The 12,231-nt window shown below is 69.4% G+C and carries 10 protein-coding genes and 1 pseudogene; 5 read left to right on the forward strand and 6 right to left on the reverse strand.

Annotated elements, in window-relative coordinates; genetic code table 11:
* Nucleotides 1-30: 30 nt before the first annotated feature.
* Nucleotides 31-324: a hypothetical protein gene (locus ACIA3K_RS28970; RefSeq protein WP_396804764.1), complete on the reverse strand. Its 294-nt coding sequence runs from the start codon at nucleotides 322-324 to the stop codon at nucleotides 31-33.
* Nucleotides 325-418: 94 nt separating this feature from the next.
* Between ACIA3K_RS28970 and ACIA3K_RS28975 the strand changes: the two genes are divergently transcribed.
* On the forward strand, nucleotides 419-1,231 hold the full coding sequence (locus tag ACIA3K_RS28975; protein ID WP_396804765.1) for a DUF427 domain-containing protein: 813 nt from the start codon (nucleotides 419-421) through the stop codon (nucleotides 1,229-1,231).
* Nucleotides 1,232-1,326: 95 nt separating this feature from the next.
* Here ACIA3K_RS28975 and ACIA3K_RS28980 read toward each other — a convergent pair whose 3' ends face one another.
* From ACIA3K_RS28980 to ACIA3K_RS29000, 5 genes are all read right to left on the reverse strand, one after another.
* Nucleotides 1,327-3,069 (reverse strand): ABC transporter substrate-binding protein, encoded by a 1,743-nt coding sequence (locus ACIA3K_RS28980; RefSeq protein ID WP_396804766.1) that lies wholly within the window; start codon nucleotides 3,067-3,069, stop codon nucleotides 1,327-1,329.
* Between the two features lie 146 nt (nucleotides 3,070-3,215).
* Nucleotides 3,216-4,202, reverse strand: a complete 987-nt coding sequence (locus ACIA3K_RS28985) for an ABC transporter permease (protein WP_396804767.1) — start codon at nucleotides 4,200-4,202, stop codon at nucleotides 3,216-3,218.
* Between the two features lie 11 nt (nucleotides 4,203-4,213).
* Nucleotides 4,214-5,221, reverse strand: a complete 1,008-nt coding sequence (locus tag ACIA3K_RS28990) for an ABC transporter permease (RefSeq protein WP_396804768.1) — start codon at nucleotides 5,219-5,221, stop codon at nucleotides 4,214-4,216.
* Nucleotides 5,218-6,327, reverse strand: a complete 1,110-nt coding sequence (locus tag ACIA3K_RS28995; protein WP_396804769.1) for a dipeptide ABC transporter ATP-binding protein — start codon at nucleotides 6,325-6,327, stop codon at nucleotides 5,218-5,220. Before ACIA3K_RS28995 ends, ACIA3K_RS28990 begins: the two co-directional genes overlap by 4 nt.
* Nucleotides 6,324-7,367: an ABC transporter ATP-binding protein gene (locus ACIA3K_RS29000; RefSeq protein ID WP_396804770.1), complete on the reverse strand. Its 1,044-nt coding sequence runs from the start codon at nucleotides 7,365-7,367 to the stop codon at nucleotides 6,324-6,326. The genes ACIA3K_RS28995 and ACIA3K_RS29000 overlap by 4 nt, the downstream gene beginning before the upstream one ends.
* A gap of 215 nt (nucleotides 7,368-7,582) precedes the next feature.
* On the opposite strand from ACIA3K_RS29000, the pseudogene ACIA3K_RS29005 reads away from it, so the two are divergent.
* From ACIA3K_RS29005 to ACIA3K_RS29020, 4 genes and pseudogenes are all read left to right on the forward strand, one after another.
* Nucleotides 7,583-8,132, forward strand: a pseudogene (locus ACIA3K_RS29005) (Uma2 family endonuclease).
* Nucleotides 8,133-8,164: 32 nt separating this feature from the next.
* A complete protein-coding gene (locus ACIA3K_RS29010) occupies nucleotides 8,165-9,601 on the forward strand; it encodes a TldD/PmbA family protein (protein ID WP_396804771.1) in 1,437 nt (478 codons plus the stop codon).
* Nucleotides 9,602-9,783: 182 nt separating this feature from the next.
* Nucleotides 9,784-11,181 carry a TldD/PmbA family protein gene (locus tag ACIA3K_RS29015; RefSeq protein WP_396804772.1) on the forward strand — a complete coding sequence of 466 codons (1,398 nt, stop codon included), beginning with the start codon at nucleotides 9,784-9,786 and terminating at the stop codon, nucleotides 11,179-11,181.
* A 231-nt stretch (nucleotides 11,182-11,412) separates the two neighbouring features.
* The gene (locus ACIA3K_RS29020; protein ID WP_355050620.1) at nucleotides 11,413-12,219 is read left to right on the forward strand and encodes a hypothetical protein; all 807 of its coding nucleotides are present in this window, start codon (nucleotides 11,413-11,415) and stop codon (nucleotides 12,217-12,219) included.
* Nucleotides 12,220-12,231 lie beyond the last annotated feature (12 nt).

Below are 12,231 nucleotides of genomic sequence, written 5' to 3' on the forward strand. Positions count from 1 at the left end.
CTGTCCAAGATCTGCCGCCAAGGCTTCACGCTAGTCGTCCTCGATGCGCCCGGTGGCGGGATCGACCATCGCCAGGAAGTCGCGGATGTTCTCCCGGTGTTCGTCGAGCGACAGGCCGAGAGTCGGACCAACACCGAATCCGTAGCCGGGGTTCGGCCCGGTGAGCCACGTGTAGTCGGTGCCGTCGCACTCGTTCGGGCGCAGGGCGAACGTCTCTCCGTCGACGTCGACCGTGACTGAGGTCGCGTCGTCCGTAGGTACGGGGCGCAGACCTGGTACGGCGTTCCGATCGACATCGCCGTCATCTGGGTAGATCGGCTTCACCTGGCCATCATCGCGCGGGACTCGTCACGATAGGCGAGATCGGCTACGGTCTCTGCAACAAACTCATGTGACGACGCGGGGGCCACCCTGATCGTTGAACCGGCGCCTGCCCGAGCCGGCCGTCACATCACGGGAGGACAACGTGTCGGATTATCCGAAGATGATCGTCCCGGTCGACCACATTGAGCCGGTGCCTCGCCGGATCCGAGCCTTCCTCGGCGGCGAGCAGGTCCTGGAGACCACGCGGGCGTTGTACGTGTGGGAATGGCCGTTCTTCCCGCAGTACTACATCCCCGTCGACGACGTGAATCGCAACCTGTTGATCGAGGGCGAGGGCACCGAGGCGTCCCGGCGCGGGACCGCGCGGCTGCACGGGCTGCAGGTTGGCGAGACGATCCGTCCTTCGTGCGGGCGGTTGTACGGAGACGACGCGCTCGCCGGGTTGGCGGACACGATCCGGTTCGACTGGGCAGCCATGGATGCCTGGTTCGAGGAGGACGAAGAGGTCTTCGTGCACCCCCGCAACCCGTTCTCGCGGGTGGACGCAGTGCGTTCCACCCGCAGCGTCAGGGTGGAACTGGAAGGGGTCGTCCTGGCCGAGTCGACGTCGCCCGTGATGGTCTTCGAAACCGGTCTACCGCCCCGTTACTACCTCAACCGGACCGACGTGAACTTCCGGCACCTCGTGGCGTCGGCGACGAGGACCGCCTGCCCGTACAAGGGCCAGACCAGCGACTACTGGTCCATCCGCCTCGATGACCAAACCCACCCGGACCTGGCCTGGTCGTACGACTTCCCGACCGCCGCACTCCTGCCGATCGCCGGCCTGATCGCCTTCTACAACGAAAAAGTCGATCTCTTCGTCGACGGCGAGCGACTGACCCGGCCGGCAACGCCCTTTCACTGAACCAACTTGACGCCGCACCCAATTGATCAAAATCCGGCAAGGTCCCCGCCCGACGGCGTTGTCGGGCGGGGACCCTTGTCTTTCCGCGGTGTGACCTACGGCTTCACGTACGCGTTGACGAACGCCGGGTAGCCGAACACGCTGGAGACGAAGACGCCGCCGGCCTTGGAGCCGTACACGTGGTACGCCACGTCGACGTAGAGCGGCACCACGGGCGCGTGCTCCTTCATGATCCGCTCGTCCAGCTTGGCCCACTCCGGGCCCTGCTCGGACGGGGCGAGCGCCAGGATCCGGTCCATCTCGGCGTTGATCGTCGGGTCGTTGAAGTAGGACTGGTTGCTGTTGCCCTCGGCCTTGATGCTGCGGCCGTCGTACAGCACCGGCAGGATCGCCGCGCCGCTCGGCCAGTCCGCCGCCCAGTTACCGATGTACAGGTCCCACGGGTTGTCCTTCTTCTTGATCTCGTCGAGCTTCGCGTCGTCGGAGATGTTCCGCAACGTGATCTTGAAGCCGGCGCGCTCCAGGTTGGCCTTGAGCTGGGCGCCCTGCTGCTGCTCGGTCGAGTTGTCGGCGACACCGAGGACCAGCTCCGGAGTCTGCCCGCCGAGCAGCTCCTTGGCCTTGGCGACGTCGCCGTTGGGGCCCGCCGGGTACGCCTCGTACGCCTTGTAGCCGATCGTGGCCGGCGGCATCAGCGTGGTCAGCGGGGCGGCGACGTTCTGGCCGCCGAGCGCCTTGACCATGCCCTCCCGGTCGATGGCGTAGTTGAGCGCCTGGCGGATCTTCAGGTCCTTGACCCGCTGGTTGTTGATGACGAGCTGGTTCGCGCTCGGCGTCGGCGAGAGGATGCTGCGCGACTTCAGCGCGGCGTCCCCGGCCACCTTGGCGACCAGCGAGGCGGGTACGGCGTTGAAGGCGAGCGCGCTCTGGTCGGCGCCGTTGTCGGCGATGACCCGGTTGTTGGCGGCGTCCGCGGTCGGGCCGAAGCTCCAGACGAACTGGTCCGGGTACTGGTGCCGGACCGGGTCGGTGTTCGGGTCCCAGTTGGTGTTGCGGTCGAGCGTGATCTGGACGCCGACCTGGTTCTTGGCGACCTTGTAGGGGCCGGACGAGAACGGCTGCTTGTCCAGGTCGATGCCGGTGTCCTTGTCCGGGGGCAGCGGCGCGGTGGTCGGCAGCGACACGGCGAACGGCAGGTCACAGCGCGGCTTGGCGAACTCGAACCGCAGCGTCTTCGCGTCCGGCGTGGTCAGGCCGGGCGGCAGGGACGTCTTGTTCTTCTTGAAGTCCCACTTGGTGTCGAACTGCGGGGTGTCGGCCAGCCACTCCTGGATATAGGTGGGGCCACCGGAGAGGTCGGGGTCGAAGGAGCGGGCGATGCCGTACGCGATCTCCTTGGAGGTGATCGGCCGGCCGTCCTCGAACTTCACCCCGTCCTTGATGGTGAATTCCCAGACCTTGCAGTCGTTGTTGACGTTCTTGCCCGGCGTCTCGGCGAGGTCACCGACGAGGACGAGGCCGCCCTTGCCGTCGTCCTTCCAGGTGGTCAGGTAGCGCGCGAAGAGCGGGTTGGTCATGAGACCGGCGAACGAGTACGTCCGCTGCGGGTCGAGGTGGGAGATCGGCGACTCCCGGATGATGGTGAAGGTGCCGCCCTTCGCGGCGCCGCTCACCTCGGCCGCCGGCCCCTTCGAGTCCTTGGGGTCGGTCGCGATGACCCCGGTCTGCTGCCGGTTGTTGTCCACCGTGGTGCCCTCGCCCGTGTTCTTCGAGCACGCACCCAACGTCACAACCAGAGCGATCGCGCCGCCTGCGGCAACCGCCACGCGTGGTCGCATGAAGTACCTCCTTCACCCATGTGTCGTGCGGTTCCGTCGGGGCGGGAACCGCCGACGTCCCGAGGATCGTAAGGAAGAAAACCTACAAGTTGTGTAACAGTTGTCGATAAATTCCGCCAGCAGCCACGCGCGGGACGGCGCACGGCTCAGCGCAGCCGCACCCGTGGGTCGATGGCCGCGTACAGCAGGTCCACCAGCACGTTCGCCAGCACCACGAAGACGGCGGCGATCAGCACAGTCGCCATGATGGTGGGCAGGTCGCCCGAGCGCACGGCGTCCACCGCCGTACGCCCCAACCCCTGGATGCCGAACGTCGTCTCGGTGATCACCGTGCCGCCCAGCGCCCCGCCCACGTCCAGCCCCGCGATGGTCACCACCGGGGTGATCGCCGCGCGCAGCGCGTGTCGCCCGTACACCTTGGGTTTGGCCAGGCCCTTGGCCCGCGCGGTCCGGACGAAGTCCTCGGACAGCGTCTCCAGCATCTGCGCCCGCGACAGCCGGGCGTAGATCGCCGAGAACAGGAACGCCAGCGCCACCCAGGCGAGCACCAGCCCACTGGCCCACTTCGCCGGATTGTCGAACAGGGACGTGTAGCTGGGCACCGGCAGCCACCGCAGGTTGTAGACGAACACCAGCAGCAGCACCGCGCCCACGAAGTAGAGCTGCAACGACGCGCCGGTGAGCGAGAAGCCGATGGCCGCCCGGTCCAGCCAGGTGCCCCGGCGCAGCGCCGAGACCATGCCCAGTCCCACCCCGAGCAGCAGCCAGAGGATCGCCGCCGGGATCACGATGCTCAGCGTCACCGGCAGCACCCGGGCGATGGTGTCCGAGACGGCCTCGTTGGTGACGTACGACCAGCCCAGGCAGGGCGCGTCGCACCGGCCGCCCTGGGCGCTGCCCAGGTCACGACCGGTGACGATGCCCTTCATGTAGCCGGCGTACTGGCTGATCAACGGGTCGTTGAGGCCCAGGTCGTCGCGGACCCGTTCCAACCGCTCCGCGTTGCAGTTCTTGGAGCAGATGCTGCTCACCGGGTCGCGTGGCAGGGCGAAGAACATCAGGAACGTCAACACGCTCACCGCGAACAGGGTCAGCGTGGCGGAGAAGAGTCGCTTGATCAGGAATCGCGCCATGTTTGTGACCCCTACCGGGACGACTTCGGGTCGAGCGCGTCCCGCAACGCGTCGCCGAAAAGGTTGAAGGCGAACACCAGCGCGAAGATCGTGATGCCCGGGAAGAACACGTACGCCGGGTCGGTCTGTAGGAAGTCCAGACTGCGGTAGATCATCCGGCCGAAACTCGGCGTCTCGTCGCTGAGGCCGACGCCGATGAAGGACAGCGCGGCCTCGCTCGTGATGAACTGCGGCACCGCCAGGGAGAACGACACCAGGATCGGCGCCCAGATGTTCGGCAGGAGCTGCCGGAAGATGATGTGCCCCAACCCGGCGCCGCTGGCCTTGGCGGCCTCCACGAACTCCCGCTCGCGCAGCGCGATCACCTGCCCACGTACCAGTCGGGCCGTGCTGGTCCAGCCGAAGATCGCGAAGACGGCGATCAGCACCCCCACCCCGAACGCGGACGACACCTGCCCCCGCTCGCCGTAGAAGCGCAGCGTGATCGTGGGGGTGAGCGCCAACGCGATGATCAGGAACGGCATGGCCAGGGTCAGGTCGGTGATCCAGTTGATCACCGCGTCCAGCCAGCCGCCGAGGTAGCCCGCCAGCGCGCCGAGCGCGATGCCGATCGCGGCCGTGATCAGGGCCGCGGCGAACGCGATGAACAGTGACGTACGCAGCCCGTAGATCAAGCGGATGAAGATGTCCCGGCCCAGCCCCGGCTCCAGGCCGAACCAGTGCTCCCCGGTGACCCCGCCGACGTAACCCAACGGCATGCCGAACCCGTCCAGCAGGCTCTGGAACTGCTCGCGCGGCCCGACGCCGTAGACCATCTCGATCAACGGGGCGGACAACCCCAACACCATGAAGAACACCAGGAGTACGCCGCTGACCACGGCCGTGCGATCGCGGCGCAGCCGCATCCAGGCGAGCTGACCGGGCGAACGACCGACGACGCCCTTCACCTCCGGTCCGTCCGCGTCCGAGCCGGACTCGATCTCGGCCAGCGCCACACCCTCCACCGGGGACAGGCTCACGACGACACCTCCTCGATGATCGGCGCCGCTACCTCGGGGCCGGCGCTGCCCGCTTCCCCTTCGGGGCGGGTGCTGCCTGCTTCCCCTTCGGGGCGGGTGCTGCCTGCTTCCCCTTCGGGGCCGGTGCTGCCCGCTTCCCCTTCGGGGAAGTGACACGCGGTGGCCTGCCGACCCCCGTCGCGCGGCGTCAGCGCGGGCTGCTCGGTGGCGCAGACGTCCTGCGCCTTCCGGCAGCGGGTACGGAACCGGCAGCCCGACGGCGGGTCGAGCGGCGTGGGCACGTCACCGGTCAACCGGATCCGGCCCGCCGGACCGAGCTGCGTGACGTCCGGGATCGCCGAGAGCAGTGCCCGGGTGTACGGATGTTGCGGGCGCTCGTAGATGTCCTCCCGGTCGCCGATCTCCACGATCCGGCCCAGGTACATGACCGCGACCCGCTGACAGAAGTGCCGGACCACGGCCAGGTCGTGCGCGATGAACACGAACGCCAGCCCGAGTTCTCGTTGCAGGTCCCGCAGCAGGTTGACGACCTGCGCCTGGATCGAGACGTCCAGCGCGCTCACCGGCTCGTCCGCGACGATCAGCTTCGGTCGCAGCGCCAACGCGCGGGCGATACCGATGCGCTGGCGCTGCCCGCCGGAGAACTCGTGCGGGTACCGGTTGTAGTGCTCCGGGTTCAACCCGACCAGCTCCAGCAGCTCCTGCACCCGCGCCTTGATCCCGCCGGGCGGCTTGATGCCGTTGACCTGCAACGGCATCGCCACGATCCGACCGACCGTGTGCCGGGGGTTCAACGACGCGTACGGGTCCTGGAAGATGATCTGGAGTTCCTGCCGCAGCGGGCGCAGCTCGCGCCGGCCGGCGTGGGTGATGTCCCGCCCGTCGAACTCGATGCTGCCGCTCGTCGGCTCCAGCAGCCGCACCAGCATCCGGCCGGTGGTCGTCTTGCCGCAGCCCGACTCTCCCACCAGGCCGAGCGTCTCGCCGGGGCGCACGTCGAAGTCGAGCCCGTCGACCGCCCGCACGATGCCGGTCGCGCGCAGTCCCTGCCGTACCGGAAAGTGCTTGGTCAGCCCGCGGACCCGCAGCAGTGGTTCGTCGCTCATCGGGCCACCCCCACGGATGCCACGTTCTCGGCGTAGATCGCCGCACGCTCCTCGGCGCTCAGGTGGCAGGCGACCAGGTGGCCGTCGCCGCCCGCCGGCCGCAACTCGGGCACCTCGACACGGGACCGGTCGCCGACCCGGTCGTCGTAACGGCAGCGCGGGTGGAAGGCGCACCCGGACGGCAGGTTGATGAGGCTCGGCGGATTGCCGGGGATCGGCACCAGGTCCGCGTCCGCGTCGCCGTGCAGCGACGGCACGCTGGAGAGCAACCCCCAGGTGTACGGATGCTGCGGCGAGCGGAGCACCTGCTCCACGCTGCCGTGCTCCACGGCCCGCCCGCCGTACATGACCAGCACCTCGTCGGCGACCTGGCCGACCACACCGAGGTCGTGGGTGATCAGGATGATCGCGGAGTGGAACTCGGCCTGGAGGTCGGCGAGCAGGTCGAGGATCTGCGCCTGCACCGTGACGTCCAGCGCGGTGGTCGGCTCGTCGGCGATCAGCAACGCCGGGTCGTTGACCAGCGCCATGGCGATCATCGCCCGCTGGCGCATACCGCCGGAGAACTCGTGGGGGTACGCATCGAAGCGACGGGCGGGCTGCGGGATGCCGACCCGGTCCAGCATGTCCACCGCCCGCTGGCGGGCCGCACGCCGACCGACCTTCGGGTGGTGCACCCGGTACGCCTCGGCGATCTGCCGGCCGACGGTGTAGTACGGGTGCAGCGCGGACAGCGGATCCTGGAAGATCATCGCCATCTCCCGGCCGCGCAGTCGGCGTACCTCCTCCTCGGGCAGACCGACGAGCTGCCGGTCACCGACGGAGATCTCCCCGGTGATCGTGGCCCGCTTGGGATCGTGCAGACCGAGGATGGCCAGCGACGTGACGCTCTTTCCGGAGCCGGACTCACCGACGATGCCGAGCGTGCGCCCCCGCTCGACGGCGAAGGACACCCCGTCGACCGCGCGCACGACGCCGTCGGAGGTGTCGAAGCGGACCCGCAGGTCACTCACCCGCAGGTAGGGATCCGAGCTGTCCACGGCACCTCCCTCAGTGACGAAGAGAACTTACAACAATGTCCAGAGGGTGAAAATAAGCTACAAGTTCGGCACGTGTCAGCGGGCCCGAGCGTAACGAGTCCGCATCAGCCCCGCACCCCGTCACCTCGCGCATCCATGGCCCCGGACGCACGCGAAGTGCGATCATTGGACCCGCAACCAGCAGAGGCTGCCCGTGGCACGAGGTGGAGGTGACGATGACCGCGGCGGTGTTCAACCACGAAGGCCCGTGGACCGAAGAGGACTACCTCGCCCTCGGCGAGACGCAGCAACGCGTCGAACTCTTCGACGGGAGCCTCCACGTGACCCCAGCCCCCACCCCCCCGACACCAGCGCATCTCCCGCAGGCTCGGCAACATCCTCGAAGCAGCCACCGGACCCGCCGGCCTCGAATTGCTGGAGGCGGTGAACGTCCGACTCCGGCCCGGTCGGATCCCGATCCCCGACCTCGTGATCACCGGTCCGATCGACTTCGACGAACTCAACGTCGAAGCGTGTGACGTGCGGTTGGTATGCGAGATCATCTCACCGAGCAACGCATCCACCGACAAGGTGTTGAAGATGCACTACTACGCCGCCGCCGGGATCGGGTGGTATCTGTTGGTGGAACAGGAGACCGGTGCGCTGCGCCTCTACCAGCGCCAAGGCGGCCACTATGTCGAAGCAGCGGCCGCGAAGCACGGCGAGGTGCTGGAAATGACCGAGCCGGTGCGGGCAACGATCCGGCCGGAAGAACTTCTTCCCTGACGGGCGTCGGTCCGCTGCCCTAGGGTCGTCGCATGACCGAGTTCGACGCGGCCACCGCCGCCGTTCAGGCCGCTCTCGACGCGGGCGCCCGGTACGCCGACGCGCGGGTGATGCACCGCCGATACGAGTCGATGACCGCACGCAACGGCGACGTGGAGGAGTTGACCCAGGACGAGAGCATCGGGCTCGGCGTCCGGGCGCTGGTCGGCGCCAGCTGGGGCTTTCACGCCGTACCCGATCTGTCGGACGCCGCCGCCCGCGACGCCGGCCGGCGCGCGACCCGGACCGCGATGGCCAGCGCCCGGGTGCCCGGCCCCGCCGTCGACCTGGTCGCGGTCGAGGCCGTGACGGCGAGCTGGTCCTCGGACTGCCGGATCGACCCGCTCGGTGTTCCGCTGTCGGACAAGGGCGACCTGCTGGTCGGCGCGACCCGCACCATGGCCGAGCACGGCGCGGACCTGGCCGAGGGGCTCTACCAGATCTGGGACACCGCCAAATGGTTCGTCTCCAGCGAGGGTCACCGCATCGACCAGCGCATCCGTGAGTGCGGCGGCGGCATCTCGGCCACCTCGATCGGCGACGGTGAGACGCAGCGGCGGTCCTGGCCCAGTTACCGGGGGCAGTACGGCACCACCGGTTGGGAGCTGGTCGATTCGCTCGACCTGGCCGCGCACGCCGCGCAGATCGCCGAGGAGTCACGGGCGCTGCTCACCGCGCCACCCTGCCCGGCCGGCGAGACGGATCTGATCCTCGGCAGCGAGCAGTTGGCCCTGCAGATCCACGAGTCGGTGGGCCACGCCATCGAACTGGACCGGATCCTCGGCTGGGAGGCCGCGTTCGCCGGCACGTCCTGGCTGGACCTGGCCCAGCTCGGCTCGCTGCGCTACGGCTCCGAACTGATGAACATCACCATCGACCCGACGATCCCCGGCGCGCTGGGCAGCTTCGGTTTCGACGACGAGGGCTCCCCCGCCGTCAAGCGGGACGCGGTACGCGACGGCCGGTGGGTGGGGGTGCTCGCGGGCCGCGACTCCGCAGCCGTGGCGGGTCTCGACTACGGCGGCAGCGTACGCGCCGACGGCTGGGCCCGGCTGCCGATGGTGCGAATGACCAACGTGGGCCTGGAACCCGGTCCGCACACCCTGGAGGAGATCATCGCGGCCACCGACGACGGCGTGCTGATGGACCTCAACCGCTCGTGGTCGATCGACGACAAGCGGCTCAACTTCCAGTTCGGTTGCGAGATCGGCTGGGAGATCAAGAACGGTCGGCGGGGGCGGATGCTGCGCAATCCGACGTACACCGGGATCGGGCCGCTGTTCTGGCGTTCGATGGACATGCTCTCCGGCGAGACGGTGCCCTGGGGGACCCCTAACTGCGGCAAGGGCCAGCCGGGCCAGATCGGGCACACCGGCCACCCGGCCGCGCCGGCCCGCTTCCGCAACGTCCGGGTGGGGGTGTCCGCGTGAGCGCGAGGAGTGAGCCGGTCTTGCGAGCCCCGCAGTCGCGAACGAAAGGTGGCCCAGCGTGAGCGCGAGGAGTGAGCCGGTCTTGCGAGCCCCGCAGTCGCGAACGAAAGGCGGCCCAGCGTGAGCGCGAGGAGTGAGCCGGTCTTGCGAGCCCCGCAGTCGCGAACGAAAGGCGGCCCAGCGTGAGCGAGTTGGAGCTGGCGGGGCAGGTCGTCGAGTTGGTCCGGCGGCTCGGTGGTCCGGCCGTGCAGGCCGAGGTGGTGGCGACGCGGGCGGATCTGGCGCTCACCCGCTTCGCCAACTCGGCCATCCACCAGAACGTCTCCGAGTCGACGGTCGGCGTCCGGCTGCGGGTGCACGTCGACGGACGCACCGTCGCCGGCAGCGGCAGCATCGTCACCCCTGACGGGCTGCACGCGCTTGTCGAGCGGACCTTGGCCGCGACACGCCTCGGTCCGCTCGACCCGGGATGGCCGGGCCTGGCGCCGCCCACGCCCGCGCCGGTCGCGCCGCCCGTCGACGAGGCGACCGCCCACGCCGAGCCGGACCAGCGGGCCGACCGGGTGGCCGCGTTCGTGGCCGCCGCCGGCCCTCTCACGACGGCGGGTTACTGCCGTACCGCGCACCGCTCGTCGGCGTTCGCGAACTCGGCGGGGCACAGCGCGTACGGCCGGTCTGCGGAGGCGGCGATGGACGGCATCGCCCGCCGCGACGGCGCGGACGGCGTCGCGCGGCACAGCGCGGACCGGCTGTCCGACCTCGACGGGGCCGAGTTGGGCGCGCATGCCGCCGCGAAGGCGCAGGCGGCAGCGGATCCGGTCGAGTTGCCGCCGGGGCGCTACGAGGTGGTGTTCGAACCGGCCGCCGTGGCGGACCTGTTGCAGAACCTGTCCTGGTACGGCTTCAACGGCAAGCGGTACGCCGAGCGGCAGTCCTTCGCCGAGCCGGGGGCGGCCCAGTTCGACCCGCTGGTGACCCTGGTGGACGATCCGCTCGGCGCATCCGGACTGCCGTTCGACGCCGAGGGCACCGGCCGGCGGGCGGTGACCCTGGTCGAGGCGGGCACCACGCGGGCCGTCGCACACGACCGGCGGACCGCCGCCGACGCGGGCACGGAGTCCACCGGACACGCGATCGCGGGCGGCGCAACGTGGGGCCCGATGGCCCGCAACCTCCGACTCTCGCCTGCGGCGGCCGGCCCGGCCAGCACGGTGGGCCGGACCACCACGGGCACGGCCGCCGGCGCGGTGGTCGACGCGGACACGGCGGCGCTGGTCGCCGGAGTACGACGGGGGCTGCTGGTCAGCGACCTCTGGTACACCCGCGTGCTCGACCCGAAGAGCCTGGTCGTCACCGGGTTGACCCGCAACGGGGTGTGGCTGATCGAGGACGGCACGGTCGTCCGGGCGGTCCGCGACCTGCGGTTCACCGAGTCGTACCCCCGGGCACTCGGGCCGGGCGCGGTGCTCGGGCTGGGCTCGGCGACGGTGCGCCAACCGGACCGGGTGGACGGTGCCTGGTGGGCGGCGCCCTCGGTGCGGCTGGCGTCCTGGCACTTCACCGGAGGCGCGTCGGGCTGAGGACCGCGACGGTCGGCTCGCCTCGGCGTTTCACCAGGCCAGACACACGGGACACTCCCTTGCGCGGACGGCTCGCAAAGATCGGCGTAACGTGTGTCACTTAGCTGCGTCGGTCGATCCGGCGTGGTCGTTGGTGTGCGCATGACGTGGCAGCGGGTGCGGGTTCGCCGGTCCGCGTGCCGACCGGAGACAGCAGCCCGCCCGTACGGGCCCGTCGAGGAGACGACTCGAATGACTTCAACGGCAACGAGGCCGCGGGGGGCGCGGGCGCGCGCCGCCATCACGGCGAAGACGTTGCGTACCGACCGATGGTGGTTCGCCCCGCTGATCACGGTGATCGGGCTCGGCGCCTGGGTGGCGTACGCGACGGTCCGGGTGTTCATGCACAAGTGGTACTGGGTGGACCAGTTCCACTACCTGACCCCGTTCTACTCCCCGTGCGTGACCGACCGGTGTGTCGAGCAGGCCTCGCACTTCGGCCGGTTCCTGCCCGGCTGGTGGATCATCCCGGACGCCGCGCTGACCCTGCCGTTCCTGCTGCTGTTCCGGCTCACCTGCTACTACTACCGCAAGGCGTACTACCGGTCCTTCTGGCTGTCGCCGCCGGCCTGCGCCGTCCCGGACGGTCACAAGGAGTACGGCGGGGAAACCCGTTTCCCGCTGCTCGGTCAGAACCTGCACCGCTACTTCTTCTACGCCGCCGCGATCATCTCGCTGATCAACACGTGGGACGCGATCCTCGCGTTCCACTCACCCAAGGGCTTCGGCTTCGGGCTGGGCAACCTCGTCCTGCTGCTCAACGTGGTGATGCTCTGGGCGTACACGATCTCCTGCCACTCCTGCCGGCACATCATCGGCGGCCGGCTCAAGCACTTCTCCAAGCACCCGGTGCGCTACCGCGCGTGGACCTTCGTCTCGGCGTTGAACGTCCGGCACATGCAGCTCGCCTGGATCACCCTCGGCACCCTCGCGCTGACCGACTTCTACGTGATGGCGCTGTCGGCCGGCTGGTTCAACGACCTGCGGTTCATCAACTAAAGGGCCCCTGAC

Origin of the sequence: Micromonospora sp. NPDC051543, from assembly GCF_044454415.1 — a bacterium.
In the GTDB taxonomy this organism is placed as follows: Bacteria; Actinomycetota; Actinomycetes; order Mycobacteriales; family Micromonosporaceae; genus Micromonospora.